General features: G+C 69.4%; 23 protein-coding genes, 1 tRNA gene and 1 other RNA gene. 11 read left to right on the top strand and 14 right to left on the bottom strand.

The genetic code is table 11. The annotated features are described in order from the left end of the window. Positions 1 to 86 precede the first annotated feature (86 nt). Both B140_RS14175 and B140_RS0103180 read left to right on the top strand, forming a co-directional pair. Complete coding sequence (locus B140_RS14175; protein ID WP_018117907.1) at positions 87 to 1,217, top strand: peptidoglycan recognition protein family protein; 1,131 nt, start codon at positions 87 to 89, stop codon at positions 1,215 to 1,217. A 191-nt stretch (positions 1,218 to 1,408) separates the two neighbouring features. Beyond that, on the top strand, positions 1,409 to 2,269 hold the full coding sequence (locus B140_RS0103180; RefSeq protein WP_156801635.1) for an SPFH domain-containing protein: 861 nt from the start codon (positions 1,409 to 1,411) through the stop codon (positions 2,267 to 2,269). Between the two features lie 117 nt (positions 2,270 to 2,386). Here B140_RS0103180 and B140_RS0103175 read toward each other — a convergent pair. Then, positions 2,387 to 2,475: transfer RNA gene (locus B140_RS0103175), tRNA-Ser, on the bottom strand. A gap of 163 nt (positions 2,476 to 2,638) precedes the next feature. On the opposite strand from B140_RS0103175, the gene ffs reads away from it, so the two are divergent. The 7 genes from ffs (at position 2,639) to B140_RS0103145 (ending at position 8,522) form a co-directional block, all read left to right on the top strand. Then, an RNA gene (gene ffs / locus B140_RS13235) (signal recognition particle sRNA small type) lies at positions 2,639 to 2,735 on the top strand. Positions 2,736 to 2,848: 113 nt separating this feature from the next. Beyond that, the gene (locus B140_RS0103170) at positions 2,849 to 4,117 is read left to right on the top strand and encodes an aspartate aminotransferase type Ic (protein ID WP_018117905.1); all 1,269 of its coding nucleotides are present in this window, start codon (positions 2,849 to 2,851) and stop codon (positions 4,115 to 4,117) included. A gap of 45 nt (positions 4,118 to 4,162) precedes the next feature. Beyond that, positions 4,163 to 4,774: a hypothetical protein gene (locus B140_RS11780; protein ID WP_156801634.1), complete on the top strand. Its 612-nt coding sequence runs from the start codon at positions 4,163 to 4,165 to the stop codon at positions 4,772 to 4,774. Positions 4,775 to 4,807: 33 nt separating this feature from the next. Beyond that, positions 4,808 to 7,087 carry a DNA polymerase III subunit gamma and tau gene (locus B140_RS0103160; protein ID WP_018117903.1) on the top strand — a complete coding sequence of 760 codons (2,280 nt, stop codon included), beginning with the start codon at positions 4,808 to 4,810 and terminating at the stop codon, positions 7,085 to 7,087. Positions 7,088 to 7,139: 52 nt separating this feature from the next. Next, positions 7,140 to 7,466: a YbaB/EbfC family nucleoid-associated protein gene (locus tag B140_RS0103155; protein WP_018117902.1), complete on the top strand. Its 327-nt coding sequence runs from the start codon at positions 7,140 to 7,142 to the stop codon at positions 7,464 to 7,466. Between the two features lie 10 nt (positions 7,467 to 7,476). Continuing rightward, the gene (recR, locus tag B140_RS0103150) at positions 7,477 to 8,133 is read left to right on the top strand and encodes a recombination mediator RecR (RefSeq protein ID WP_018117901.1); all 657 of its coding nucleotides are present in this window, start codon (positions 7,477 to 7,479) and stop codon (positions 8,131 to 8,133) included. Further along, on the top strand, positions 8,133 to 8,522 hold the full coding sequence (locus B140_RS0103145) for a hypothetical protein (protein WP_018117900.1): 390 nt from the start codon (positions 8,133 to 8,135) through the stop codon (positions 8,520 to 8,522). The genes recR and B140_RS0103145 overlap by 1 nt, the downstream gene beginning before the upstream one ends. Before the next feature lie 92 nt (positions 8,523 to 8,614). Here B140_RS0103145 and B140_RS14170 read toward each other — a convergent pair whose 3' ends face one another. From B140_RS14170 to B140_RS0103100, 9 genes are all read right to left on the bottom strand, one after another. Beyond that, positions 8,615 to 9,625 (bottom strand): chymotrypsin family serine protease, encoded by a 1,011-nt coding sequence (locus tag B140_RS14170; RefSeq protein WP_018117899.1) that lies wholly within the window; start codon positions 9,623 to 9,625, stop codon positions 8,615 to 8,617. A 32-nt stretch (positions 9,626 to 9,657) separates the two neighbouring features. Then, positions 9,658 to 10,815 (bottom strand): chymotrypsin family serine protease, encoded by a 1,158-nt coding sequence (locus B140_RS11770; RefSeq protein ID WP_018117898.1) that lies wholly within the window; start codon positions 10,813 to 10,815, stop codon positions 9,658 to 9,660. A 4-nt stretch (positions 10,816 to 10,819) separates the two neighbouring features. Beyond that, the gene (locus tag B140_RS11765; protein ID WP_040425887.1) at positions 10,820 to 11,974 is read right to left on the bottom strand and encodes a chymotrypsin family serine protease; all 1,155 of its coding nucleotides are present in this window, start codon (positions 11,972 to 11,974) and stop codon (positions 10,820 to 10,822) included. Positions 11,975 to 12,029: 55 nt separating this feature from the next. Further along, positions 12,030 to 13,988: a fructose-specific PTS transporter subunit EIIC gene (locus B140_RS11760; protein ID WP_018117896.1), complete on the bottom strand. Its 1,959-nt coding sequence runs from the start codon at positions 13,986 to 13,988 to the stop codon at positions 12,030 to 12,032. A gap of 17 nt (positions 13,989 to 14,005) precedes the next feature. Then, on the bottom strand, positions 14,006 to 15,235 hold the full coding sequence (gene purT / locus B140_RS0103120) for a formate-dependent phosphoribosylglycinamide formyltransferase (protein WP_026165936.1): 1,230 nt from the start codon (positions 15,233 to 15,235) through the stop codon (positions 14,006 to 14,008). Between the two features lie 132 nt (positions 15,236 to 15,367). Next, a complete protein-coding gene (locus B140_RS0103115) occupies positions 15,368 to 16,255 on the bottom strand; it encodes an SGNH/GDSL hydrolase family protein (protein ID WP_026165935.1) in 888 nt (295 codons plus the stop codon). Between the two features lie 291 nt (positions 16,256 to 16,546). Continuing rightward, positions 16,547 to 17,437 carry a GDSL-type esterase/lipase family protein gene (locus tag B140_RS0103110; RefSeq protein WP_026165934.1) on the bottom strand — a complete coding sequence of 297 codons (891 nt, stop codon included), beginning with the start codon at positions 17,435 to 17,437 and terminating at the stop codon, positions 16,547 to 16,549. Between the two features lie 158 nt (positions 17,438 to 17,595). Continuing rightward, positions 17,596 to 19,140 (bottom strand): alpha/beta fold hydrolase, encoded by a 1,545-nt coding sequence (locus tag B140_RS11755; protein WP_018117892.1) that lies wholly within the window; start codon positions 19,138 to 19,140, stop codon positions 17,596 to 17,598. 170 nt (positions 19,141 to 19,310) lie between these two features. Next, positions 19,311 to 20,600: an adenylosuccinate synthase gene (locus B140_RS0103100; RefSeq protein WP_026165933.1), complete on the bottom strand. Its 1,290-nt coding sequence runs from the start codon at positions 20,598 to 20,600 to the stop codon at positions 19,311 to 19,313. A 94-nt stretch (positions 20,601 to 20,694) separates the two neighbouring features. Here B140_RS0103100 and B140_RS0103095 point away from each other — a divergent pair, with 94 nt between their 5' ends. Next, positions 20,695 to 21,654 carry a hypothetical protein gene (locus B140_RS0103095; protein ID WP_018117890.1) on the top strand — a complete coding sequence of 320 codons (960 nt, stop codon included), beginning with the start codon at positions 20,695 to 20,697 and terminating at the stop codon, positions 21,652 to 21,654. On the opposite strand, the gene B140_RS0103090 is transcribed toward B140_RS0103095, so the two are convergent. From B140_RS0103090 to fbaA, 3 genes are all read right to left on the bottom strand, one after another. Continuing rightward, positions 21,634 to 21,876 (bottom strand): hypothetical protein, encoded by a 243-nt coding sequence (locus tag B140_RS0103090; protein ID WP_026165932.1) that lies wholly within the window; start codon positions 21,874 to 21,876, stop codon positions 21,634 to 21,636. The genes B140_RS0103095 and B140_RS0103090 overlap by 21 nt on opposite strands. Before the next feature lie 319 nt (positions 21,877 to 22,195). After that, entirely contained in the window at positions 22,196 to 23,374 is a 1,179-nt protein-coding gene (locus B140_RS0103085; RefSeq protein ID WP_018117888.1) for an FUSC family protein, read from the bottom strand. A gap of 77 nt (positions 23,375 to 23,451) precedes the next feature. Beyond that, complete coding sequence (gene fbaA, locus B140_RS0103080; protein ID WP_026165931.1) at positions 23,452 to 24,486, bottom strand: class II fructose-bisphosphate aldolase; 1,035 nt, start codon at positions 24,484 to 24,486, stop codon at positions 23,452 to 23,454. 242 nt (positions 24,487 to 24,728) lie between these two features. On the opposite strand from fbaA, the gene B140_RS0103075 reads away from it, so the two are divergent. Then, positions 24,729 to 25,403 (top strand): VTT domain-containing protein, encoded by a 675-nt coding sequence (locus B140_RS0103075; RefSeq protein WP_018117886.1) that lies wholly within the window; start codon positions 24,729 to 24,731, stop codon positions 25,401 to 25,403. Between the two features lie 66 nt (positions 25,404 to 25,469). Here the strand turns inward: B140_RS0103075 and B140_RS0103070 are convergent, their stop codons facing one another. Further along, on the bottom strand, positions 25,470 to 26,669 hold the full coding sequence (locus B140_RS0103070; RefSeq protein WP_018117885.1) for a glycoside hydrolase family 76 protein: 1,200 nt from the start codon (positions 26,667 to 26,669) through the stop codon (positions 25,470 to 25,472). Between the last annotated feature and the right edge of the window lie 21 nt (positions 26,670 to 26,690).

The raw sequence follows: 26,690 nt of genomic DNA, 5'->3' as shown, positions 1-26,690 counted from the left end.
GGGCAACGGGCTGTGACGTCGCACGTCACAGCCGGACGGTGTTCCGCACCACACCCCCGCGCGGCGCGGAGCCGTATCTTCTTGCCATGCATACTCACCTCACACCGGGCCCAATCAGCCGCCGCCAGCTCGGCCGCCTGGCCCTCGCCACCGGAGCCCTCGCGCTCTCCTCCCGCGCCCTGCCCCGCGCCACGGCACTCGACCTCGACGCCCTCCGGTCCACCCCACTCTCCCCGAGCGCCCCGCCCGCGCGCGGCGCGGCGGTGAGCCTCCGGTTCCCCGAGGGTGCGACCACGGCGCACGAGCCCGCCGCCGTGCGGTTCCTGCTCGAGGACGGCTCCACCCGCGACGTCGCGGCCACGCCTTCCGCCCACGGGCGCGACGGCGACTTCCCCGTGTGCTCCGAGCTCATCGCGGTGCCCGAGGGCGCCGTCTCCGTGGAGTGCGACCCCAGCGTGAGCGCGCACCTGCGCCAGCCGTGGGCCGAGCTGGTCCCGGCCTCCTCCGGCGGCTCTTCCGACGCGGAGGTCGCCCCCGGCCTGCGCGCGGTCTCCCGCGAGCAGTGGGGCGCGGACGAATCCCTCATGACCTGGCCGCCCGAGTACGGCGCCCCGGCGTGCCTCACGGTGCACCACACCTTCATCCCCTCGGGAAAAGAGCTCGAGTATCAGCACGACTGGGCCGCCGCCGTGCGCGGCATCTACCGCTTCCACGCCTCCTCCGACAACGGCGGGCGCGGCTGGGGAGACATCGGCTACCACCTGCTCATCGACCCCGAGGGGACCGTCTACCAGGGGCGCACCACCGGCACCCCGGGCCGCGCCGTCTTTGACCCCGCCGCCAACACCACCGCCACCGACGCAGGTTCCACCGGCCCCCGGGTGGTCACCGCCGGGCACGTGTACAAGGCCAACACCGGCAACATCGGGGTCTGCCTCATCGGGGACTTCACCTCCGAGCCGCCCACGCGCGCGGCGTTGGACTCCCTTGTGACCGTGCTGGCCGTGCTGTGCCGGGAGCTGGGCCTCGATCCCCTCGGCCAGGTGCGCTACACCAACCCCGCCTCCTCGGTGGACCTCGTGCAGCCCACCATCAGCGGGCACCACGACTGGGAGCCGATCTCCGAGAAGCCCATCGAATGCCCCGGGGACCGCCTCTGGCGTCGGCTGCCCGAGGTGCGGCAGTCCGTGGCGGAAATCCTCACAACGGAGTTATAGAGTTTCCCTTAAACTCCCGCCGCTTTTCCTTAAAAGTATGCTATAATGAATGGTGGTTGCACAATTGGGGGTCACTACCGCAAGGGGATCGCAGCCACCGTTTATTTTGCCAGTACCACCATGACAGGCGGGAGAGCTTCGTGTTTTTATTCATCCTATCCATCGTCCTTATCATCGCCGGAATTCTGTGCATGTTGTCCGGAAAGCCTCGCACCCATGCCGCGGGCGGCGCCGAACCCGGCGATAAGCAGCCGAGCTGGACGCCGCGCGCGGCCCGGATCACCGGCGCGGCCACCGTGGCCCTGGCGGTGTTGATCCTGGTGGCCTCCTGCATCACCGTGGTGCAGCCCCGCACGGTGGGGATCAAGACCGCCTTCGGCAAGCCCACCGGATCGCTGTCCAACGGGCTGCACGCCAAGGCCCCCTGGGAGTCCGTGACCAAGCTCGACGGCGCCAAGCAAAACGACATTTATCGCGACGGCGGGGAAAACACGCGCGGCAGCATTGAGGTGCGCCTGGGAAATGACGCAAAAGCCTCCGTGGATGCCTCCCTACAATGGCAATTAAAGGTGGACCGCGCCGAGGAACTCTTCATGGATTACCGCACCTTCGAGGGCATTCAGTCCAACCTCGTGGACCGCAATTTCCGCGCGGCGCTCAACGAGGTGATGAGCGGGTACGATCCCCTCTCCCAGGAGAGCGTGGACGCCGAGGATGACACCCTGGCCGTGCTCTCCCAGCAGACCCTGGAGCGGATGCTCGCCAAGGTGGGCGGGCAGATCGAGGTCCACTCCGTGACCATCCCCATCATCAACTTCGACGACGCCACCCAGGCCCGCATCGACGAGCTACAGTCCGAGATCGCCCGCACGCGCATCACGGAGCAGAAGAAGGCCACCAACGAGGCCGAGGCCCGGGCCAACCGCGCCCTGGAGGGCGCGCTGAGCCCCGAGGTTTTGACCTCCAAGTGCCTGGACATCGTGGCGGAGACCCAACAGTCGCCGCTGGGCTGCTTCCCCACCGACGTGCAGCCGGTGACCCAGGCCCCCTAAGCCCCTCCCGGCCGCTCCCGCCGCCCGACCCTGGCCCCAGGCGCGGGTGCGGTCACACCGAGAGCCCCCGGCCACACAAGGAACCCCGATCTTGCTCCCAAGGTCGGGGTTCCTATCTGGCGGAGGATGTGGGATTTGAACCCACGAGGGGCGTGAACCCCGCACGCGTTCCAGGCGTGTGACATAGGCCGCTAGTCGAATCCTCCAGCGCACCACGGCGTGACCGCCGCGTACCGGGATTACAGTACACCCACCGCACCCGGCGAACAAATCTCCTGCACACGCCCGCGCCGCGCCGCCCCAGCAGCCGCGCCCCCACACCCCCTCGCCGCCCCTTTGGCCCGGGTCCGGGGATAGGCTACAATCGGTTCCTGGATCTCGCGCGGCGTGTATCTTGTGAACTCCCCCAGGGCAGGAATGCAGCAAGGGTCAGCGAGCTCTCGCGGGTGCGCGAGGTCCCCTTATTTTTCTTCACTGCGGCCGGGGCGCGGCCGCATCGGGGGCACGGGGCGGAGTCAATAAAGGGTAGGATGGGCCGTAATTATTGTGCCGCTATTCCCCCACCGGAAGGAACTCCCCTTGTCTCTCCTGGATCTGAGCCCCGAGCAGCGTACGGAACTCGCCGCCCAGGTGCGCGGAAAGTACCAAGAACTCCAGGCCAAGGGGCTGCGGCTCGACCTCACCCGAGGCAAGCCCTCCGCCGAGCAGCTCGACTTCTCCCGGGACCTCCTCGGCCTGCCCGGCGACGCCTACCGCGACGCCACCGGGGCCGACGTGCGCAATTACGGCAACCTCACGGGGATCGTGGATATCCGCCGCATCTGGGGCGAGCTGCTGGGGGTTGACCCGGAGCTCATCATCGCCGGGGATTCCTCCAGCCTGAACATCATGTTCGACCTCATCAGCTTCGCCTACACCTGGGGCACCGTGGACTCCGAGCGCCCGTGGTCCCAGGAGGAGACGGTCAAGTGGATCTGCCCGGTCCCCGGCTACGACCGCCACTTCACCATCACCGAGCGGTTCGGCTTCGAGATGATCCCGGTTCCCATGCTCGAGCACGGGCCCGACGTGGAGGCCATCCGGGAGATCGTCAAGGACCCCCAGGTCAAGGGCATGTGGTCCGTGCCCATCTTTGGCAACCCCACCGGGGTGACCTACTCCGAGGAGGTCACGCGCGCGCTGGCGGGCATGGAGACCGCCGCCCCGGACTTCCGCATCGTGTGGGACAACGCCTACGCGGTACACACCCTCACCGAGGACTTCCCCACCGTGCACAACGTGCTGGACCTGGCGCGCGAGGCCGGGCACCCGCACCGCTTCTGGTGGATGTCCTCCACCTCCAAGATCACCCACGCGGGCGCCGGGGTGAGCTTCTTCGCGTCCTCGGCGGACAACCTCGCCTGGTACTCCTCGCTGGCCGGGGTGCGCGGCATCGGCCCGAACAAGGTCAACCAGCTCGCGCACGCCCTGTTCTTCCGCGACGCCGAGGGGGTGCGCGCCCTCATGCGCAAGCACGCCGCCTCCCTCGCCCCGAAGTTCGAGCGTGTGCTGGGGATTCTTCAGGAGCGGCTGGGCACGTATGATGTAGCGCGGTGGACCTCGCCCGAGGGGGGTTACTTCATCTCCCTGGACGTGCTCGACGGCACGGCGGCGCGCGTGGTGGAACTGGCCCGCGAGGCCGGTATCGCGCTGACGGCGGCGGGGTCGTCGTTCCCGCTGCACGAGGACCCCAACGACCGCAACATCCGCCTCGCCCCCTCCCTGCCCCCGGTGGAGGAGGTGGCCGAGGCCATGGACGGGGTGGCCACCTGCGTGCTGCTGGCCGCCGTGGAGAAGCTGGGTGCGTAGAACGGGACGAGGAGAAACAGGCTGTGGAAGGAGCACGACGGGACAGTGAATAGATCTGAGACGGAATACTGGCTCGATGACTTCATGCCCGCCAAACTGAGTGTCCACCCCGCCGGCGGAGTGCACATCGGCGTGGCGGAGTTTGGCAAACAGTCCATCGCCTGCACCACCGACTTTGCCCGGGTGGACACCGGCCTCCAGGTGGACGGGGAGAGCACCCCCACCGACGTGCGCAGCGAGCTGTTCACCGTGATCGACGGCTCCGTGATCCCCGCCGTGCGCGTGCTCGGCGCCGCCGTGGACGTGCTGCGCAAGAACGCCGCCGTGCTGCCCGCCGAGCCGGGTACCATGCTCCCGGACCTGGCCCACCGCTCCGGCGTGCTGATGGATCAGTTCGGCTTCGACTCCGGGATCACGGTGCTGCACGGCCTCCTGGTTCCGCCCTTCATGTGGGGCGGGCCGGTGCCGCAGTTCACCGAGGAGGCCGGGGACGTCCACGGCGAGGGCATCACCCCCGGCGCGGGGCGGCTCACGGTCATGCTCCAGCTCATCATGCTCACCGACGAGGAGCGCGAGCGCGTCATGCGCGAGGGGATGAACCGCTTCCTCCGGGAGGTTCAGGCCGAGCGCATCGCGGTGCACAACTGGCGTCGATAAGCGCCGCCACGCGGGGCAGGTAGGCTGAGGGGCGTGTCGCTTTACCGGAAGTATCGCCCCGCATCCTTTGCCGAGGTCGTAGGCCAGGAACAGGTCACGCGGCCACTGTCCGCCGCCCTGGACTCGGGCCGGATCAACCACGCGTACCTGTTCTCCGGGCCGCGCGGCTGCGGCAAGACCTCCTCGGCCCGCATCCTCGCGCGCTCCCTCAACTGCGAGCAGGGCCCCACCTCCACCCCCTGCGGGGAATGCGCCTCCTGCCGCTCGCTGGCCCCGGGCGGCCCCGGCAACCTCGACGTCACCGAGCTGGACGCCGCCAGCCACAACGGCGTGGAGGACATGCGCGAGCTGCGCGACCGCGCCTACTACGCCCCGGCGGACTCCCGCTACCGGGTGTTCATCATCGACGAGGCCCACATGATCTCCAACGCGGGGTCCAACGCCCTGCTCAAGATCGTGGAGGAGCCCCCGGAGCACCTCATCTTCATCTTTGCCACCACGGAGCCGGAAAAGGTCATCGGCACGATCCGCTCGCGCACCCACCACTACCCCTTCCGCCTGCTCACCCCGCAGGCCATGAAGGGGCTGCTGGCGCGCACCGTGGAGGCCGAGGGCATGTCCGTGGAGGATTCCGTCTATCCCCTGGTGATCCGCGCGGGCGGCGGCAGCCCCCGCGACTCGCTGTCCATCCTCGATCAGCTCCTCGCGGGCGCAGGCCCCGGCGGCCTGACCTACCAGGAGGCCCTGCCGCTGCTCGGCGTCACGGACCTCTCGCTTCTCGACGCCACCGTGGACGCCCTCGCCGGCGGCGATAAGGCCCGGCTCTTCGCCACCATCGACGACGTCATCGAGACCGGCATCGAGCCGCGCCGCTTCGTCTCCGACCTGCTCGACCGCCTGCGCGACCTCATGGTGCTCGAGGCCGTGCCCGAGGCCCTGGAGATGGGCCTGGTGGACGCCCCCGCCGACCGCGCCGAGGTGCTGCGCGCCCAGGCCTCGAGCTTCAGCGGCCCGCAGATCACCCGGCTGGCGGACCAGGTCAACAGCAGGGTGGCCGACCTGCGCGGGGCCACCTCGCCGCGCCTGCTGCTGGAGATCCTGGCGGCGCACCTGCTGCTCCCCGCCGAGCAGCCCCCGGCCCCGCTGGCGGCCTCGCCGCAGCAGGCCGCCAAGGCCGCCGCGCAGGCGGCCTCCTCGTCCGCGCCCTCGCCCCGGATCACCGGGGCGGGCGGGCGCGTGTACGAGCGCCCCTCGCAGCGCGCGGCCCGGGGCGAGCAGTCCCCGGCTCCTGCCGCCGCACCCAAGGAAAACGACCAGGCCCCGGCTCCCGACGCTGCGCCCGCCAAGCAGCCGCAGCCGCAGGCACACCAGCCCGCGCCGGAGCCGGAACGCCCCGCCGCGCCGCCGGAGGGTCAGAAGGAATCCCCGGAGCCGCAGCGGCGCGAGGAGGCTCCCCGAGGCGAGGCGCCCGCCGAGGCTCCCGAGCCCCCCGCGCGCGAGAAGCGGGAGGAGACCCCGCCCGAGCGGGCCGCCGACCCCCTGGAGACCATCCGGGGCGCGTGGGCCAAGCTGCGCGAGGACGTGGGCGCCCGCAACCGCGTGGCGCAGATCATGCTGACCGAGGCCACCGTGCTGGGCATCCGCGAGGACACCCTGGTGCTGGGGCACAATACGGGGGCGCTGGCCGCGCGCCTGAACGCGGAGAAGAACAACAAGGACATCGTGGCGGCCGTGGGCCAGGTGGCCGGGCGCCCGCTCAAGGTGCACTGCGTGGTGGGCACGGACCCCGCCGCGCAGGGTTTCCGCTCCGCCCCCGCGCCGCAGCAGCCGTGGCAGCCCACGGAGTCCGCCCCGCGCGAGCGTCGCGCGCCCGCCCCCAAGGAAAAGCCCACCGAGCCCGAGGAGCCGGCGAGAACCCCCTCCGTGTGGGGCAAGCCCGCCGCCCTCGGCGGGCAGGAGGACCCCGGTAAGAGCGCTCCCGCCGCCGCGCCGGAGCCGCCCGCGCCGGCGTCGCCGCCCCGGATCACCGTGCCCACGGGGTCCGCGCGCCGTCCCGCGCCCCGGCCCGCCCCCTCAGTGCCGCAGCGGCGCCCGCCGGTGGACGAGGAGGTGCCGCTGCCGCCGGAGCCCGCCGACGAGGAGCCCCCGTACGCGCCGCCCGAGGACTCCCCGACCCCTCCCACCCCCGTGGAATCCGAGGAGGAGGAGATGATCCGGGCGGCGGCCAGCGAGCCCGGCAGCCGGGATCGCCGCGACGCCATGACCGTGGTGATGGAGCTGCTGGCCGAGGAGCTGGGGGCCAAGCCGCTCTAGGCGTGAGTACACTCGGTACCCGAAAGCACACGCGAACAAGAAAGGCACCGCGATGTCCCAGCCCGATATGCAGTCCATCCTCCAGCAGGCCCAGCAGATGCAGCTCCAGCTCCAACAGGCGCAGAAGGAGATCATGGCTACCGACGTCTCCGGCACCGCGGGCAACGGCCTGGTCACCGTCACCATGAACGGCGGCGGGGAGGTCAAGGACGTGCAGATCAACCCCGAGGTCGTGGACCCCGAGGACGTGGAGACCCTCCAGGACCTCATCACCGGCGCCTTCGCGGACGCCCACAAGAAGGTGGGCCAGCTCGCGGAGGAGAAGATGGGGCCGCTGTCCCAGGGGCTCGGCGGCGGCCTGGGCGGGATGCTGGGGTAACGTAACACGGGTGTTTGAAGGACCTCTGCAAGACCTCATCGACGAGTTCTCGCGCCTGCCGGGGGTGGGCCCCAAGAGCGCCCAGCGCATCGCCTTTCATCTCCTCCGCGCGGAGCCCGAGGACATCACCCGCCTGCAGCAGGCCCTGGGCGGCGTGCGCGACGGCGTGACGTTCTGCCGCATCTGCTGCAACATCTCCTCGGCGGAGGTGTGCCGCATCTGCGCGGATTCCGGCCGCAACCGCTCGGTGATCTGCGTGGTGGAGGAGCCCAAGGACATCCAGGTCATCGAGCGTACCGGAGAATACTCCGGGCGCTATCACGTCCTGGGCGGGGCGCTCGACCCGCTGGCGGGCGTGGGCCCGCGCGAGCTGAACATCACCCCCCTGCTACAGCGCATCGGCGGGGCGCTGCCGGATCGCCAACTGGCCGACTCCACCCCGGAGCGCCCCCTCTACGACTCCGCTCCGGAGGTCACCGAGGTCATCCTCGCCACCGACCCCAACACCGAGGGCGAGGCCACCGCCGCCTATCTCGTGCGGCTGCTGCGGGACTTCCCCAACCTGACCATCTCCAAGCTCGCCTCCGGCATGCCGCTGGGCGGGGACCTGGAGTTCGTGGACGAGCTGACGCTCTCCCGCGCCCTGAGCGGAAGGCTGACGGTGTGATGAAGCGCCTGGTCTGCCTGCTGGCCTGCTGCTGGGTGGCCACCGGCTGCGCCACCCAGCGCACCGTGGAGTACGAGCAGCCCACCTTATCCCAAGAGGGGATCAGGACCCCGGACGACCCCATCCTGGGGGCGGTCACCGAGGAGGGCTCCTGCGACCCCGCGGTGCTCTCCGCCGACGGCGAGGAGCTGGTCTACCACGGCCAGCCGGGCGACCGCATCGAGATCACCATCGACTCCCCCGCGAGCGCCGAGCCGCGCACGGAGACGATCGAGATGGGCAGCACCGACACCGAGCGGCGCGTGGATGTGGGCGAGTGGAGTGCGCTCGGCGTCAAGGCCAGCGGGCGGGTGGGGCTGCCCGGCGAGTGCTCGCTCTCGCGCGGCTAGGACCCCGCCCCCTCTCGCTAAAAACACGACCGGCGCCGCTCCCCGTTTCATCGTCGCGGGGCGCGGCACCGGTTCGGCGTGCGAGCTCGGGCTTAGAACAGCCCGGCCAGGGCCTCGTCCAGGCTGCCCTGCAGCTCCTCGCTCAGCAGGTCCAGCGGGTCCGGAAAGTCCGGAACCTCCTCCGGGTTGGCGTCGTACCACTCCACGGCGCCCTGCACGTCGTCCGCCTGGGTGCGGGTGGGATCGGCGGGCTCCGTGGACTCCGGGAGGGCGAAGTAGTCGTTGACCTGCCCGTCCGGGATGCCGTAGCCCTCCTCGATGGCCAGGTCCACCGGCTGAGCGCGGCCGATCGGGCCGAACCCCATGGAGGTCACGCCCAAGGCCTCGCCCGTCTCCGGGTCGAAGTTCACGCCGCCGGAGTCGCCGTTCTCGTAGTTCAGCCCAAAGCTCCAGATGCCGTTCTGGGTGCGGAAGAGCTGCGTGCCGCAGGCGCGGCCGCCGGTGTTGCCGTCCTTGCAGATCGGCTGGCCGAAGTTATCGGCGGAGGCCTCCCAGAAGGCCAGGTCGGGGTAGTCGCGCACGCCGGTCAGCTCCACGGGCTCGCCGTAGGAGTTGCCGTTGGCGTCCACGGAATCGGAAACCCGGGTGGTGGTGACGCCGGGCTCCAGCTCCACGGTGCCCCAGTCCGGGCTGTTGAAGGCGCTGTTCATCCCGTTCAGGAGGTTCGGGTCCTCCTCGTCCACGACGATGGGGCCGCCCTCGTCGGCGTAGCCGACCACGACGTCGCCCTCGGGGGTGGGAACGTACACCGTCTCCCCGACCTCGCTGTAGCCCTCGATGCCGTACACGCAGTGCCCGGCGCTGACGAGGATGTCCTTCTGGGTGCCGTCCTCAAGGGTCACGGTGCCCGGCACGCCCTGGGAGCAGACGGAGCGCTTGTACTCGTCCGGCATGGTCTCCGGCAGCGAGGCCGTGATCTCGCTGTAGTCGTCCATGCGCATCGGGGAGCCGGGGGCCACCTCGGCGGCACCGGCGGTGGGGGCGAACGCGGGAGCCGCGATCGCGGCCGCGCACAACGCGACGGCGGAGGTACGAATCTTCACGTTATCTGTCCTTACTATCCTTGCAGTTCCCGTTAGCTGAGCTCGTGAAGGGCCGTTCCCAGCCCGGCTTCCAGGATGGTGTCCGCAGTGTCTTGGGCCAACGATTCCAGGCTATCAGCGGTGGACTCCGCGTTCTGGAGAATGGTCTCGGTTTGCCCCGGATTCTCTATGATTGCGCTCACAGAGTCCTCGGCCAGCCCGTAGAGTTCCTGCGCGGCGGTCTCCGCGTTGGCCTGCGTCACCGCCGCGGCCTCCTCCGGGGTGGCCATCTCCTGGGTGAGGGTGTCCACGGCCCACTCCCGCGAGACGGCCTCGCTCTCGCTGAGGGTGAGCATGTCGGAGTGCTCGGCGGTGGACTCGGGCAGCGCAAAGTGCTCGTTGACCTGCCCGTCCGGGATGCCGTAGGCCTTCTCCAGCGCCACGTCCAGCGGCTGGGCGCGCCCCACAACCCCGTACACGCTCATGGAGGTAACCCCCAGGGCCTCGCCCGTCTGCGGGTCAAAGTTCACACCGCCGGAGTCTCCCCCCAGGGCCAGCCCCAGATACCACAGGCCGTTGCTGGAGCGCAGCACCTGCACGCCGCAGGTGCGGCCGCTGGTCTGTCCGTCCTTGCAGATGGGCTGGCCGAGGTTATCGAAGGACACATCCCAGGGCTCCAGGTCGGGGTAGTCGCGCACCCCGGTGAGCACCACCGGCTCGCCGTGAGACTGCCCAAACTGATCCACCGAGTCCGCCACGCGCGTCATCTCCGCGCCCTCCACCAGGTCGGCGGTGGCCCAGTCGTCGCCGTCGTACATCAGGCGCAGCTCCTCCGGGTCCCGCTCGTCCAGGGCCGGGTGCACGGCCCGCCCCTGGTCCCGCACCGCGATGAGCTGGCGGCCCTCCCGCAGCGGGGCGTACACCTCGGGATCGATCTCCCCCGCCCCCTCGATGCCCCACAGGCAGTGGCCCGCGGTGACCATCACGTCCTTGCGGGAGCCGTCGGGCAGGGTCACCGTGCCCGGCACACCCTGGGAGCAATACTGGGTGAAGACCTCCGTGGGGATCTCCTGGGGCACGTCCGCCGGTATCGGCGGGAAGAGGTGCATCGGAGCCCCCGGTGCCACCTCCGCGGCGGAGGCGGCAGGAAGGCTCATCAATGCCGCCGCCATCACGGCCCCCACGCCACCCACAACGTTGCGCATCGTCATCGCGTTATGCCTCCTGGGATGCGTAGTCGAGGACGTCGAGGGTCTCCTGCGCCAGCGTCCCCAGGTTCTCGGCGGTCTCCTGGGTGCGCTCCACCAACGCCGGTACGTTCGCCGGGTCCTGTACCAATTGCTGCGCGGTCGCCTCGCTCCACTGGTTCACCTCATCCACCGCGGCCTCCGCGTTGTCATAGGCGGTATCCAGGGCAACATCGGCGGGGTCGGCGGAAGCCTCTTGCTGCTCCTCCACCCACTCGTAAGCGGCCTGCATATCCTCCCCGAACGTGCGCATCTCGGTGTGCTCCTCGGTGGAGTCCGGCAGCGCAAAGTAGTCATTGACCTGCCCATCGGGAATGCCGTAGGTCTCCTCCAGGGCAACGTCGGCCCCCTGGGTGATGCCCACCACCCCGAAGAAGGTGTTGGTGGAAACACCCAGCGCCTCCCCGGTCACCGGGTCAAAATTCACGCCGCCGGAGTCCCCCGGAATCATGGTGTTCACGCTCCACAGGCGGTTCCCCGTCCGCATAAACTGTATCCCGCAGCTACGCCCCGTGGTCTGGCCGTCCTTGCAGATGGGCTGGCCAAGATTGTCAAAGGCCAGCTCCCCCGGCGCCAGGTCGGGGTAGTCGCGCACCCCGGTGAGCACCACCGGCTCACCGTGAGACTGCCCGAACTGATCCACCGAATCCGCCACCCGGGTGGGTCGTTCCCCCTCGGCGAGCTCGATGGTGGCCCAGTCATCGTCTATCCACTGCCGATACAGCCCCGCGACGTCATCCTCGCTGCCCACGGCGTAGGGCGCACGCCCGCCCTCGCGCAGGCCGACGAGCCGATCTCCCTCCCGCAGCGGCACGTACACCTCCGGCTGCGTCTCATAGGGGGTCTCGGTGGTCCCCCACACGCAGTGCCCGGCCGTAACCATCACGTCCTTCCGCGAACCGTCTGGGAGCGTCACCGTTCCGGGGATGCCCTGCGTGCACGCCATCGTCGTGACCTCTCGGGGTGCCTCCGCCAACGGGTCCCCCTCGGGAATATCCAGATAGGTCCTCATCGGAGCCCCCGGTGCCACCTCGGCGGCGGAAGCCTGGCCCACCGCACCCGCCACGGCGGAGACACAGGTCAGGGAAGCCAACATCGCCAGCGTTGCACGCCGTATCCTCATCTATGCGCTCTTTTCGCTCTTCACTTTTTAGGGTCACGGATCACAGTAAGTCCCGTTAAGTAACCGCCACAAGGCCCCTGGTCCCGTCCCCCTCTTTCGGGGGCAGCGCCCCCTCGACCCGCTTCACGACCTCCCGCGCGGTGCGCGCCCGCAGCAGCTCCTCGCGGAAGTCCTGCCTCATCAGCGCCCGGGCGAGGGCCGCCAGGATCTTCAGGTGCTGCTTGCCGGATTGCTGCGGCACCGCGATGAGAAACACCAGGCGGACCGGCTTGCCGTCCGGGGCCGCCCAATCCACGCCCTTGGGAATGCGGGCCATCGCCACCACGGGCTCGGCCACGCCCGCGCAGCGCGCGTGCGGGATGGCCACCGCCTCGCCCACGGCGGTCGTCGCCTTCTCCTCCCGGTCCAGGGCCGCGCGCAGCACGGCGGCGGGGTCGGTAATGCGGGAGCCCGCGGCGTCGATCAGCAGGCGTATCGCCTCCTCCCGATCCCCCGGGTGGGCGTCGAGCAGCACCGCGCCCTCGCGCAGCAGGCCCTCGCGGCGGGGGCGTTGCAGGCCCACCAGGAGCACGATGAGCCCGGCGGTCACCGCCACTCCGGCGGCCAGCGCGAGGAAGAACCACGCCACGCCGTCCACAGCACCCAGCAGGGCCACGATGGGTCCGCCGTGCATGACGTGGTCGGCCACGGACCACCACCCGGCCAGCGCGCCCGCCACCGCACCGCCCGCCACGTTGGCCGGGATCACCTGAAGGGGGCGGGCCGCCGCGAGCGGGATCGCGCCCTCGCTGATGCCGAAGAACCCCATGACCAGGGAGGCCGCCCCGGCCTCCCGCTCGGCGGCGCTGAACCACCGGCGCCGCGCCAGCGTGGCCAGGCCCACCGCCAGCGGGGGCACGGAGATCGCGGCGGCGGCCATGCCCATCGGGTAGGGGTTGCCCGCCGCGATGAGCCCGCCGCCGAAGAGGAAGGCCGTCTTGTTGAAGGGCCCGCCCATGTCAAAGGCGATCATCCCGCCGATCACCGCGCCGAGCAGGATCACCGAGCCGCCGTCGAGGCCCTGGAGGCCCTGGGTGAGCGCCTCGAACAGGGCCGCCACCGGGTGCCCGATCACGTAGATGAACAGCAGCCCCACGATGAGACTGGTGAGGATGGGGATGACGATGATGGGCCAGATCGGGGCCACGAACTTATTCACCGGAATGCGCCTGATCCCCAGCGCCACGTAGCCGGAGAGCACGCCGGTAATGATGCCGCCGATGAACCCCGCGCCCGATTCCGAGCCGTAGAGCGAGCCCGTCACCGCCACCGTGCCGGTGATAAAGCCCGGCGCGAGCCCCGGGCGATCCGCGATGCCCGCGGCAATGTAGGCGGAGAGCACCGGCACCATGAGCCCGAAGGCCAGCACGCCAAGCTGCTCGATGGTGGCCCACCAGGACCCCTCCGGGATCACCAGCCCCTCGGGCGTGGGCTGCCCGCCCACCGAGAGCGCCACCGCCAGCAGCAGGCCGCCGGTGACCACGAAGGGGATCATGTGGGACACGCCGTTCATCAGCGCCTGGTACACCGCGTGCAGCGGGCGTGCGCCGCGTGCCAGCTCCCCACCAGCCCCACCGGCGCCACTACCCCCACCGGCCCCGGCCTCCGCGCCTGCGGCGGCGGTGGGCGCCCCGCCCGGCGCGCCCCCGGCCAACGCCGGGGCCTCCTGGGCCCGCCGCAGCGCCCGGACCGGGTGCTTGATCGCCTCGTCCACCGCCGTGGCGAGCACCCGCTTTCCGGCGAAGCGGTCCTTGGCCACGGCGACGTCGGCGGCGATGAGCACGGCGCTCGCCTCCCGGATCTCGGCCTCGCTAAAGGCCCCCTCCACCCCGATGGAACCGTGGGTTTCCACCCGCAGGCGCACTCCCGCCTCCTCGGCGGCGGCCTGCAGCTTCTCCGCCGCCATGTAGGTGTGCGCTATGCCCGTGGGGCAGGCGGTGACGGCCAGGATGAGGGGATCGCTCTGGGCACTCATGCCCTTACACTAGGCCCTCATTCCGGGGCGCTCACAGTGATTACCCCCGCCGCCTGCCGGGCCGCCTGCCGGGCCGCCTCCGCGTCCTCCCCCGTGGCCAGGGCCGTGGCCATGATCCGCCCCACGCGGGCGCGCTGCTTGCCAAAGAACTCCACCGTGGCCTCGGGGACGGCGAAGGCCAGATCCAGCCCGCCGTACTGAGGGGCCTCGCACTCCACGGGGCTGAGCACCATCGCGGCGGCACCGGGGGACACCAGCGTCACGTCCAGGGGCAGGCCCAGCACGGCGCGCGCGTGCAGGTCGAACTGGGAGAATCGCTGGGAGCACAGGGTGACCAGCCCGGTGCAGTGCGGGCGCGGCAGCACCTCGGAGAAGTAGACGTCCTCCCCGGAGACGAACATCTTGACGCTGAACACGCCGCGCCCGCCCAGGGCGTTGGACACGCGGGCGGCCACGGAGCGCGCGTTATCCAAGGCCGCGGGCTCGATGTACACCGGCTGCCAGGCCTCGGTGTACTCGCCGCCCCGGTAGGAGCAGCCGATGGGCTCGCAGAACCACGTGGCCAGCTTGCCGGTGGCGGGATCGATGGAGCGGGCCGCAACCAGGGTGACCTCGTAGTCAAAGTCGATCACCCGCTCCACCACGATGCGCCCCTCCTCCATCGCGCCCTCCACCGGCGCGCCGGAGGTGAGATAGCGCCACGCGGGCTCCACCTCCGCCTCGCTGCGGATCACGCGGTGGTCCTTGGCCCCGGGGCCGCCCATGTCCGGCTTGGCGATGCAGGGATAGCCGATGGACCCCACCGCAACCTCAAACTCCGTGTACTCGGAGACGAACTGGTAGTTCGTGGTGGGCAGGCCCAGCTCCTCCGCCGCGAGCTTGCGCACGCCCTCCCGGTTGAGGGACAGCTCCGCCGCCCGGGCGTTGGGCACCACGGTGGCCTGCTCGGTGGCCTCGACGGCGGTGAGCACGTCCACGGCCACGCGCTCCACCTCGGGGACGATGAAGTCCGGGCGCACCTGGGCGATGAGGTCGGTCACCGCCTGCGCGTCCGTGACGTCTACCATGTGCGCCGCGTGCGCCACCTGCTGCGCGGGGGCGCCGAGCACCCGGTCCACGGCGTGCACCTCCACGCCGAGGCGCTGGAAGGCCATCGCCAGCTCGCGGCTGAGGTAGCCGGAGCCCAGGAGCATGACCTTGGTGGCCGTGGGGGTATGCGGTGTTCCGATTAATTCCGGCTGTGCCATGCGCTCCATGATAGGGCGCGGGCACCGGGCGGAAGAATCGCCCCGAGGGAATGCGGCTTGCCCGCGCCGCCCGCCCCGGCCCGCGCCACGGAGCCACCCACGGCGGAACCGGGCAGGGCCGGTGCGCCCGGACTAGGAGTAGAGCCCAGCGGAGATGATGGCGGCCATCGCGCGCTGCCCCTCGTCGGAGGGGTGCATGGGCATGGTGTGGGTGGAGTCGTCCACGAAGCCCACGGTCCAGCGCTGCGCGGGGTCCGGGTTGCACATGCCGTGCCCCAGGGACGCCTGGTAGACGTCGATGAAGTTCGCGCCGATGGACCGGGCGGCGTCCCGCAGGTTATCCCGCATCGTGTCCTGCAGGAACTTGCCGCCGGGGATCATGATGGGAGCCTGCGCGGAGCCCATGTTGGCCCCGCAGAAGAAGTCGCCGCTGAGCAGCTCCGGGTAGCTCGTGAGCGTCACGCGGGCCTGCGGCGCCACGGCGTGGATGCGATCCTTGATCGCGCGCAGCTCCATGCGGAACGGGGTGAAGTCCAGGCCGTGCGGGGTGACGGCCTCCACGGGCAGCTCGGCCCACTGCAGCATGGTGATGCCGCCGTACATGATGGCCACGTCCTGGGTGCCCGGGCCCAGGTCGCCTCGGGAGATGGCCGCCTCCACGTAGTTGGACAGGTCCATCACGGGCACGCGGCCGGTGCCGTTGCAGGACCAGTCGGCCACGCTCTTGCCCGTCTGCTGGCCGATCAGCTTGGGCCAGTTCTGCTTGTCCGTGGAGCAGAAGGGATACTTCGGGGATCGGGAGGGTTCCAGCCAGCGCTCCCCGCCCTTGCCCGCGTGGGCCGCGAAGGAATCGCCAAAGACCACCAGCTCCTGGCCCGGGTTCTGGTCCTGCTGGGCCGAGGGAGACGAGGAGAGAGGCGGGGCGGGCACCGCGCCGGCCACCGGGGCCGCGATCGACATCGTTACCGCCGACGCCGCCACGAGCACCGCCGCCTTCATACTCCTGGAAAAGTTCTTCATAAGTTCCGGTTTCCCACTCTCACATACGCACAAGCCATCACCTGTATCTTCCAGGTGTATCGGCACACTATGCCCACACGTTACCCCATAACGGGTATTTTTGTTTATTTCTGTGGCGCGTGTGGCTGGGGTGACCTCGGGGATACTTCTCCCTCGCCGCCCGGCTCCTTCACTCTGTCCGACCACGACGCCCAACGATGACGCGCGGCGGGGCGCACACCGCCGCCTTGGATGGTGTGCGCCCCGCCGTAAACAGGGCCCGCCGCGCCTACCGGCGCACAGGCCAGGGAGCTAGCCGCGCAGCCCCTCGGCCACGATGTTGCCCATCGCCTGCTGCCCCGCGTTGGAGGGGTGCGAGGGCATGGTGTGCTCGGCGCTGTCGATGAAGCCCACCGTCCAGCGCTGCGCCGGGTCCGGGGTGCAGGTGCCGTGCCCGATGGACTGGGCAAAGACGTCGATGAAGTTCGCACCGATCCCGGCGGCCGCCTCGCGCACCGTATCGCGCATGGCCGTCTGCACCGCCGAGGCACCCGGAACCGCGATCGGGGTGGCCACGCCGTTGAAGTTCACCGGGCAGTACATCTCCCCGGAGATGTACTCCGGGTAGCTCGCCAGGGTGAGGCGGGCCTGGGGCGCCACCTCGCGGATGCGATCCTTGACCCGGATGAGGAACTGGCGGAAGGCGGAGGAGTTGTTCACCGCGCCCGGGTTGACCATCTGCACCGCGCCGTCAACCCAATAGAAGGGGTCCAGGCCGCCGTACATGATCACGACCTCCTCGGTGTCCGGGCCGAGGTCGCCGTACTGGATGGCCATCTCGAGGTAGAGCGCCAGGTCCACGCTCATGCCGTTGCAGGACCAGTCACCCACCGTCTTGCCCAGGTGCTCGCCCGCCAGCTTGGGCCAGTTCTCCCGGTCCGTGGCGCACTTCCCGGCCCACGGCGTCTGGGCGGGCTCCACCCCGCGCGGGCCACCCTTGCCGGCGTGCGCGGTGTAGGAATCACCAAAGGCCACGATCTGCTTGCCGTTCGGCGTGGTCTGCGGGGCGGTACCCGGCAGCTCCGGGAGGGCGGTCAGCGGGACCAGCGGGGCGGCGGTGGCGGGAACGGCAGCCAGGCCCATGCCCAGCACGGCCACGGCCCCGACGACGGCCGCGCGCAGGGCGGCAATGTTCTTCTTCATGTACATGTCCAATCTTCAAGCGTGAACTGGCCCCACAGCGCCACAGCACGCCAGAGCCCATACACGTTCTCTATCTACTTTTGGATACGCTCCGTTACAGCCTAGCTGATGGGTGGCTGGGGACTCTAAACATAAGCGCCCCGCAGCCTGGCCACCGGCTAGGAGAAATAGGCCGCGACCTGCTCCTCGACCGCCTCCGGATCGTTGAGCATCACGCCGTGGCTATACCCGGGCAGGACGTGCGTCTCCCCGCCCATCGCGCGCTGCATCGCGTATGTGCCCTCGCCGGTGGTGGCGCTGTCGTGGTCGTAGCCCACCAGCAGCGGCTTGGTCTCCAGGGCGTCGCCGTTGGCCCACAGCAGCGGGTTAGGCTCCGGCCAGCCCGCGCAGTGCTGGCCGGAGGCGAGCAGGTCTCCGTTGGCACGCCACTGATCGCCGGCGAGGGATTCCACCATCAGCGGCACCGTCCGGGAGGGATCAGCCGGGTTGCGGTTCTCATTGCATATCACGGCCTTGTCCACGAGGGGGAATCCCATCGCTACATCAACCTGATCCTGCACAAACTGCTCCCGTTGCTCCTCGCTCAGGGAGGCAAGCCGAGCCTCAAGGTTCGCCGCCAAGGGATCCGGCACGATAGCGTTGCTCCTGATGGATTCCGCCACGCGCGGCCACGCCTTCTCGCTGTATAGCGCCTCCGTCGCCACGAGGTCGAGCCAAGCGGAGTCCACCTCCCTTTCCTCCGCCAGGGCCGCAATAGACTCCGGCAGCGCCAGCAGGCGCTGGAAGCGCCACCGCGCCTCCTCCACCATGTTCGCACCGGTCAGGGCCAGCTCGCCCACGGAGCTTCCCACAGGGATGTCCGCCTCCGTGACGGGCGGCGGGGTGATCGGCGCGGCAGATAGCCCCGTGTGTTCGTTGACCCGCCGCACCCACGCCCTGTACACCTTGAGCGGGGTGTCCCCCAGCCCGTACTCGGCGTCGCGCTCCGCGATCCAGGCGAACATCGCGTTCATCGCGTCAACGCGCACCTGCTTGCGGCTGGAGCCGAGGTGGAACCATACGTCGTCGGGGTTCATGGAGGAGTCCAGCATCATCTTGCCCGTGTGCTGGGGGAACAGGGTGGCGTAGGTGGACATGAGCACGGTGCCGTAGGACACCCCGTAGAGGTTCAGGCGGTCCTGGCCCAGCGCCCTGCGGGCCTCCTCCAGGTCGCGGGCCGTGCTCTCCGTGTTCACGGTGCGCGTGTATCCGGGCTTGTTGGCCTCGCATCCGGCAAAGAGACTCTCCGCCTCCTCCGAGAGGCACTCCAGCGGCTCGCCCCACGCCAGGCCGCGCGGCTGCACCGCCACGAGGTCGTAGTGCTCGCGCACGGCGTCGGGCAGCTTCACCGTGTCAGGCAGGTTGTCATCCCCTCGGAACATGCCCAGGGCGGAGCCACCCGGCCCGCCGGGGTTGCCCGCGATCACCCCACGGGACTGCCCCTTGGCCGGGAGCTTGCTCATGGTGAGCGTGATCTTCTCGCCATTCGGCTGGGCGTAGTCCCGGGGCACCTCGAAGGTGGCGCACTGCGCCTGCGAGTCCGCCAGCGATCCGAGCGGGCATTCTCCCCAGGCCAGGGTGTCCGCCTGCGCCGGGGCGGCGAGGACGGTGAGCGGGATGGTGCTGGCCGCTGTGATCGCGGCGGCCACGGTACGGAGGTTCACTGCGCTGCCTCTCGGTGGGGTGTGCGGGGATATTTCGCCCCAAACCTACCAAAAACACAGCCGTTTTAGCCGCGCCCAAGGTTTTCACACCCGTCACATGCGCCCCACCTGCATCAACGCGGCACCAATATGGCGCCAACGCCGCACCAGCGGGGTAGGACGGCGTCGGCCTAGCCCGCCAGCACGTCGTGCAGCACGATCGTCTGATCGCGCCCCGGCCCCACGCCGATGTAGGAGATGCGCGCCCCGGAAAGCTCCTCGAGGCGTCGCACGTAGTCCTGGGCGCGCTGCGGCAGCTCCTCGAAGCTGCGGCAGGAGGAGATGTCCTCCTCCCAGGCGGGCATGGTCTCAAAGATCGGCTCCGCGTGGTGGAACTGGGACTGGTTCAGGGGCATCTCGTCAAAGCGCTCCCCGTCCACGTCATAGGCCACGCAGATGGGGATCTCCCCGATGCCGGTGAGCACGTCCAGCTTGGTGAGGAAGAGGTCCGTGAAGCCGTTGACGCGGGAGGCGTAGCGGGCGATCACGGAGTCATACCAGCCGCAGCGGCGCTTGCGGCCCGTGTTCACGCCCACCTCGCCGCCGGTGGTCTGCAGGTACTCGCCCCACTTGTCAAAGAGCTCCGTGGGGAAGGGGCCCGCGCCCACGCGGGTGGTGTATGCCTTGATGATGCCCAGGGAGGAGGTGATGCGGGTGGGGCCGATGCCCGCGCCCACGCACGCCCCGCCCGCCGTGGGGTTCGAGGAGGTCACAAACGGGTAGGTGCCGTGGTCCACGTCCAGCATGGTGGCCTGCCCGCCCTCCATGAGCACGTGCTTTCCGGCGTCGAGGGCCCTGTTCAGCTCGTGCTCCGCCTCGATCACCATGGGACGCAGGCGATCGGCGTAGGAGAGGAAGTACTGCACGACCTCCTCCGCCTCGATGGCGCGGCGGTTGTACATCTTCACCAGGATCTGGTTCTTCACGTCCAGGGCGGACTCGATCTTCTGCCGCAGGATGGACTCGTCAAAGATGTCCTGCACGCGGATGCCCACGCGGGAGACCTTGTCCGCGTACGCGGGGCCGATGCCGCGCCCCGTGGTGCCGATGGCCCGCTTGCCCAGGAACCGCTCCTGCACCCGATCCAGCACCTGGTGGTACGGGGCCACCAGGTGCGCATTGGAGGAAATGCGCAGGCGGGAGGCGTCCGCCCCGCGCGCCTCCAGGCCGTCGATCTCGGAGAACAGGGCCTCCAGGTTAATCACCACGCCGTTGCCCAGCACCGGCACCGCACTCTCCGAGAGCACCCCGGCGGGCAGGAGCTTCAGCTCGTACTTCTCGCCGCCCACCACCACGGTGTGCCCGGCGTTGTTGCCGCCGTTGGGCTTGACCACGTAGTCCACGCGGCCGCCCAGAATATCGGTGGCCTTGCCCTTGCCCTCATCGCCCCACTGAGCCCCGACGATCACAATCGCAGCCATACTGGCATCACACTTCCGCTACACGTAGATTCCGCCCCAGCGGGGCGCACACAACAAGCCCAAATTGTACCCACCCGCCCCATGCAATCCTAAGATGAGCACCATGCGGACCATCTTCCTGCACTGCGGCCCCACCCCCCTGCCCCTGGGCCCCGACGCCCACCGGCTCTCCGAGGTGCCCACCCGGCAGGAACTCGCGCTTATCGACGCCGCCGCGGCCCAGGCCCTCCCCCACGACCCCACCCCCTCGCTCGACGAGATCGCCGCGCAGCCCGACGTCGCCCACCTGGCCGAGCCCCGCCCCGCACCGCAGGCGGGCGCCCTGACCGAACCCCTGCGCGTGGTGGTCATCGGCTCCGACGCCGCCCTGTCCGCCGTGCTCACCCGCGCCATGCGCGCCGATTATCTCTGGGCCGAGTTCGGCTACGTTCCCACCGGGGACTCCCCCGCCGCCACCAACTGGGGGCTGCCCGGCGGACGCTCCGCGCTTTCCGACGCCCTGGCGCTCGCCACGGAAGCCCCGGTGCGCCCCGCCCCCCTGATCCGCACCGACTCCGGGCTAGCGGTGGCGGGCAGCGCCACCCTCACGCACTGGGATAATACGGAATACACCGGGGAGATCATCGTGGACGATCACCGCCTGCTCCTCCACGGGGACAACGAGCGCCCCCTCTTTGGGCACTACGGCGCGCGGCTGGTGCCCATGACCACGGCCCCCGGCATCGCCGCCGTGGAACTGCGCACGCCGGCGGCGGGTACGCCTGCCGAAGGGGCTGCCGGACGGCGCGGTTCCGGGCTCGGAGCGCTGGTGGGACGCCGCGTGGGGCCACGCGGGGTGGAGCGGCTGTGGAACTCCCCCGGCACCCGCTGGCTGGTGCGCGGCGCGGAGCAACCCGTGGGCGTGGTGGACCCCGCCACGCTGGCCACCGGGCGCGCGGTGCAGTCCGGGGGCGAGAACATTCGCGTGACCGTGGACGGGGTGAGCGCCAAGCGCCCCGTGAAGCGCGTGACGTTCTACCGGCACCTACGGGATCTACAGATCGCGCGTCCGTGAATCTTCCTGGCCAGAATCTTCCTGGTCGCCGGAGAACGGTTGGGCGGTGGTGTCTTCCCTCACGACCTCCTCTGCCCCCTTGCCGCCATACCACTCCACAGGCCAGTCCGCGCCCATAGCGTGATACTTCCTGCGGCGGTTGAGGCGCTTGCGCTGGTACCAGACCACGAAGAGGAGCCACAGGGGGAAGGCGATGGCGAGGATGAGAAGAAAAATGTTCATGGCGAACACCCTATCTGGAATCGGAAAGACATTTCCAAAACAGGGAAAAGACCACAAACAGTGCCAAGTAATTGAGATTATCTGCCGCGTCTACCGCAGGAACTTCATTCAAGGATATACAGACCCACGAGCGCAAAAAGTTTTTATGGATTTATGGAAAAAGATAGAACCACTCTGTAAAAACGGCCGCTGCCGAACCTGGTAAAGCACGTCAACCCCCGTCCATGACAGGGGTTGCGGCGGGGTTGGTTCGTGGAGATAACCACGAGATCCTAAAGATAGGAATACTCCTCCGCCCCAAGCCGTACAACCCCTCCCCCTACTCCCACACCTCCGGCGGATACGCCGGGGTGGAGGAGGTAGGAGCCAGCACCGCCAGCGCGGATTCCCGGGACATCCCGCAGATCTGGAGGAAGTCCACGATGAGCGAGCGGGACTGTGCCAGCACCACGTGGGCGGAGAGCACCCGGCCCCCCACCACCTCCATCGAGGCCCGCCCGCCCAGGCGGCGTAGCTGGTTCACCAGCACGGGTATCTCCCTGGCCTCGTTGATCTCCGCGCCGCGCTCGTACATCTCGGAGAGCTGGAGGGCGACGTCGGACAGCTCGTCGATGATGGCCACCTGCTCGCGGGAGACCGCGTCCTCGTCCTCGATGAGCACCTGGGCGCGCCGCGCGAGCACGCGCACGTTGCGGATGGAGTTGTCCACGGGGATGAGCAGGCGTTCGAGGCTGCGCACGCGCCGCCAGTTGCTCCACATGAGCGGGGAGAGGGTGGTGGATTCCCGGCCGGTCTTGGCGGCCGCGAGCATGGCGTTGATCTTGCCCTGGGTGCCGCGCACGGCGTCGAGGGTGTTCTTCATCAGCTCCACGTCCCCGGTGCGCAGCGCCTGGGAGACGTCCTGGAGCACCGAGGAGGCGATACCCAGCACGTTGGAGACCTCCTGACGCCCGGCGGTGAGGGGGTCGCTGGGAATGAAGGCCACCACGAGCAGCCCCACCGCCGAGCCGACCATCGCGTCCACCACGCGGCCGGTGCTGCCGGTGCCGGTAATCGCGGAGACGGTGCCGGGCGGCATGATGGTGGCGATCAGGATGGAGCCGATGGCCGCCTGGTTGTTCACCAGGGGGGACTTGGAGATGAAGGAGGCCAGCAGCAGGGAGAAGGCCACGGCCACGGCGATCTGCCAGGGGCCGGGGCCGAGGTAGAAGAAGAGGAGGTCCCCCAGGGCCACACCCACGATGCAGCCGATGGACATCTCCACGGCGCGCCGCATGCGGTCCCCGCCCTCAAGGCCGAGGATGATGACCGCCGCGATGGGGGCGAAGAAGGGAACGGGGTGGCCGAATATCCGCTGCGCCACCCAGAAGGCCAGGCCCGCGGCCACGGCGGATTGCACGATGGGCCATGCGCGCTTGCGCACGCGCAGGGCCCGGCTGTGGAGCGATTGATCCACCGCGCGCAGCCGGGCGAGCGTGCTCATCTTCTGCTTGGGCATGCCCTCTACCATAGCCGCCCGCGCCGGTGGCGCTCATCGCTGCGCGGGGATTCTCTGCCCCGCGCAACAGGCGAGGGTTACTTGCTCACGGAGGTGCCCACGGAGTGCAGGTCCTGGCAGGCCTCCACCACGCGCTCGGACATGGACTGCTCGGCCTTCTTCATGTAGGAGCGGGGGTCGTAGACCTTCTTGTTGCCCACCTCGCCGTCGATCTTGAACACGCCGTCGTAGTTGGAGAACATGTGGCCGGCCACGGGGCGGGTGAAGGCGTACTGGGTGTCCGTGTCCACGTTCATCTTGATCACGCCGTAGCGCAGCGCCTCCTCGATCTTCTCCTTCTCGGAGCCGGAGCCGCCGTGGAACACAAAGTCAAAGGCCAGGGCGTCGTCCGCCAGACCCAGCTTCTTGCGGGCCACCTGCTGGCCCTCAAGGAGCACCTCGGGGCGCAGCTTCACGTTGCCGGGCTTGTACACGCCGTGGACGTTGCCGAAGGTGGCGGCCAGCAGGTAGCGGCCGTTCTCGCCGGTACCCAAGGCATCGATGGTCTTTTCGAAGTCCTCCGGGGTGGTGTAGAGGTTGGCGCCGGCCTTGGCCTGCACGCCGTCCTCCTCGCCGCCGACCACGCCGATCTCCACCTCGAGGATGATGTTGGCGGCCTTGGCCTTGGCCAGCAGCTCCTGGGCGATCTCCAGGTTCTCGTCGATCTGGATGGCGGAGCCGTCCCACATGTGGGACTGGAAGAGGGGCAGCTCGCCGCGATCCACGCGCTCCTGGGAGATGGCGATCAGGGGGCGCACGTACTCGTCCAGCACCTCCTTCTGGCAGTGGTCGGTGTGCAGGGCCACGTTGATGCCGTAGTGCTTGGCGGCCTCGTGGGCAAAGGCGGCCAGCGCGCAGGCGCCCGCCACCTTGTTCTTAACCGCCAGGCCGGAGCCGAACTCCGCGCCGCCGGTGGAGAACTGGATGATGCCGTCGGACTCCGCCTCCGCGAAGCCCTTGAGCGCTGCGTTGATCGTTTCCGACGAGGTGCAGTTGATCGCGGGGTAGGCAAAGCCCTCCTTCTTCGCGCGATCGAGCATTTCGTTATAAACCTCAGGGGTTGCGATGGGCATGAAAACTCCTCAGATGTCGTGATCGTCGCACACGCCGCAGGCGCGTGATCTCTCTACCGATTATGCCAACAACCATCGTACTCCGCCTCGGCCCTCGACCCCGAGAGAAAGCCACACGTTCGGGCGAAAACAAAAACCATCGGGCATCGCCTCTCGCTTCTCTACGCCCCGCGCGCCGTCGGCACGCCGCCCCCTGCGGGGCGCATTGTGGGCCCCGCGCCGCCCCGCCTACGCTAAGGACCATGATAAGCACCCTCGCCGCCGCTGGCACCGTGGATACCCTGGCGCTCGGCCCCGAATGGCTCGACCCCATGTACCTGCTCAGCGGATCGGGCCCCTTCGGCTCCCTCATCCTCCCCGGCATGGCCCTCGTGGTCTTCATCGAGTCCGGCCTCCTGTTCCCCCTCCTGCCCGGGGATTCCCTCCTCTTCACCGGCGGCATGCTCTCCGTGCAGCCGGACCCCTTCGCACCGCTGTGGCTGGTGGTGCTCGTGTGCGTGATCGCCGCCATCGCGGGCGATCAGGTGGGCTACCTCATCGGCTCCCGCTTCGGGCACGCCCTCCAAAAGCGCCCCGACGGCCGCTTTTTCAAGCAGGAGTACCTGGCCCAGTCCCACGAGTTCTTTGAAAAGCACGGCCCCATCACCGTCATCATCTGCCGCTTCGTGCCCATCGTGCGCACCTACGCCCCCCTCGTGGCGGGCATGTCCGGCATGCGCTACCGGGTCTTTATCACCTTCAACGTCCTCGGCGGCCTGCTCTGGGGCGGCGGCGTGACCCTGCTGGGCGCCTGGCTGGGGCAGTACACCTTCATCCGGGAGAACATCGAGGCCATCTTCCTGCTCATCGTGTTCCTCTCCGTGCTGCCCGGGATCATCGGGGCGGGCAAGCAGTTCCTCGCCTCGCGCCGCCGCTAAGCCCCCGCGCGGCGCGGGTGGCACGAACCAGCACAGGCGGCACCACCAGCACGGCCCTGCCGACGCCTAGCGGGCGCCGCCCTCCTCCAGGTGCTCCTGCACCCGCGCGGCGGCCTCGATGAGCATCCAGCCGGAGAGCTGCACCGAGAGGTCGCGCTCGTCGATGCGGATCACCCCGGCCGTCTCCGCGAGGCTCTTGGGCCCCAGGCCGAAGTTGTGCGGCAGGCGGGCGTCGTCGGTCCAGTCGGTGGCAAAGATCGGCAGGCCGTCCACCTCCAGGCGGTGGTTCCACACGCTCTCCGCCGAGGCCAGCACCAGCTTCGCGGCCACCTTCTTGGTGGCCCGGTTGGTGGGGGAATCCGCGGGCAGGCGCACCGCCACGTCCGCGAGGTAGCGCACCAGGATGCCCTTGAACAGCCCGCCGTCGCCCTCGCCGGTGTCCCAGTCGATCACGCCCTGCGGGGTGGCCATGCCCCTGGCCACGGCCTGCACGATGGAGCGCAGGGCGGTGATGTACTTCATCGAGTCGTCCACGCGCTCGGCATCCTCGTAGGCCACCACCTCGTCCTGGGTAAAACCCGCGCGCTCGCGCAGCCGCAGCGCGATCTCCAGGCAGGCGCCGATGGTCACGCCCTGGCAGTAGGGGTGAATATCGCGCACCAGCTCGGGGCCGTGCATGCGCATCCGCAGGCCGTCCATGATGAGGCCGTCGTCGTTGATGAGCGTGTCCAGTATCCAGTCCACAACGGACATCGCCTGCTCCAGGCGTCCCGTGCGCGCCATCATGATCGCGGCCGGGCCGTTGGAGGGGACGTTGTAGAAGGTCTCCCCGGTGCGCCAGGGCAGCACCCCGGTGAGGCCGTCGATGCCGCTGAGGATGTTGAACTCTAGGGCCTCGAGCTGCTTGGGGCGCTTCATCTTCTTCATGCCCTCGGCCCGGCCCAGAGCCAGCGCCAGCCACGCCTTATCGTCGTAGTAGCGGTTGCGCACCAGCTTGTTGCGGTTGCGCCAGCGAATCCCGCGCATCGTCTCCTGGATGCGCACGCGCCGCGCGTTGGTGCTGCGGCGGGAGTAGGCGTCCAGCAGGCAATCCAGGTAATGGGCCTGCCACCAGTAGTGCCAGCGGATAAAGAGCTTGTCCTTGGAGGTAGGGGGCCAGGCCACCACCGCGAGATTGGTGCGGGGAATACCCCACAGACGGCTCGCGTGACGATCGTTCATGGCGGTCTCCGCCAGATCCGCCCGGTGCGACCATTTTTCCAGCACTATCCCTAAGCCTCACACTGT

Source organism: Corynebacterium mastitidis DSM 44356 (genome assembly GCF_000375365.1).
GTDB classification, from domain to species: Bacteria; Actinomycetota; Actinomycetes; order Mycobacteriales; family Mycobacteriaceae; genus Corynebacterium; species Corynebacterium mastitidis.
This window is presented reverse-complemented; position numbering and strand designations above follow the sequence as displayed.

Bases quoted from the DNA above. Each gene is read 5' to 3' on its own strand.
- B140_RS0103100 (WP_026165933.1), bottom strand. From the start codon at position 20,600: ATGGCTGCGATTGTGATCGTCGGGGCTCAGTGGGGCGATGAGGGCAAG.
- B140_RS0103075 (WP_018117886.1), top strand. From the start codon at position 24,729: ATGATAAGCACCCTCGCCGCCGCTGGCACCGTGGATACCCTGGCGCTC.
- B140_RS0103095 (WP_018117890.1), top strand. From the start codon at position 20,695: ATGAGCACCATGCGGACCATCTTCCTGCACTGCGGCCCCACCCCCCTG.
- B140_RS0103180 (WP_156801635.1), top strand. From the start codon at position 1,409: ATGTTGTCCGGAAAGCCTCGCACCCATGCCGCGGGCGGCGCCGAACCC.
- B140_RS0103145 (WP_018117900.1), top strand. From the start codon at position 8,133: ATGAAGCGCCTGGTCTGCCTGCTGGCCTGCTGCTGGGTGGCCACCGGC.
- B140_RS0103090 (WP_026165932.1), bottom strand. From the start codon at position 21,876: ATGAACATTTTTCTTCTCATCCTCGCCATCGCCTTCCCCCTGTGGCTC.
- B140_RS0103115 (WP_026165935.1), bottom strand. From the start codon at position 16,255: ATGAAGAACTTTTCCAGGAGTATGAAGGCGGCGGTGCTCGTGGCGGCG.
- B140_RS0103085 (WP_018117888.1), bottom strand. From the start codon at position 23,374: ATGCCCAAGCAGAAGATGAGCACGCTCGCCCGGCTGCGCGCGGTGGAT.
- B140_RS11770 (WP_018117898.1), bottom strand. From the start codon at position 10,815: ATGACGATGCGCAACGTTGTGGGTGGCGTGGGGGCCGTGATGGCGGCG.
- B140_RS11765 (WP_040425887.1), bottom strand. From the start codon at position 11,974: ATGAGGATACGGCGTGCAACGCTGGCGATGTTGGCTTCCCTGACCTGT.
- B140_RS0103155 (WP_018117902.1), top strand. From the start codon at position 7,140: ATGTCCCAGCCCGATATGCAGTCCATCCTCCAGCAGGCCCAGCAGATG.
- purT (WP_026165936.1), bottom strand. From the start codon at position 15,235: ATGGCACAGCCGGAATTAATCGGAACACCGCATACCCCCACGGCCACC.
- fbaA (WP_026165931.1), bottom strand. From the start codon at position 24,486: ATGCCCATCGCAACCCCTGAGGTTTATAACGAAATGCTCGATCGCGCG.
- B140_RS11760 (WP_018117896.1), bottom strand. From the start codon at position 13,988: ATGAGTGCCCAGAGCGATCCCCTCATCCTGGCCGTCACCGCCTGCCCC.
- B140_RS14175 (WP_018117907.1), top strand. From the start codon at position 87: ATGCATACTCACCTCACACCGGGCCCAATCAGCCGCCGCCAGCTCGGC.
- B140_RS0103110 (WP_026165934.1), bottom strand. From the start codon at position 17,437: ATGAAGAAGAACATTGCCGCCCTGCGCGCGGCCGTCGTCGGGGCCGTG.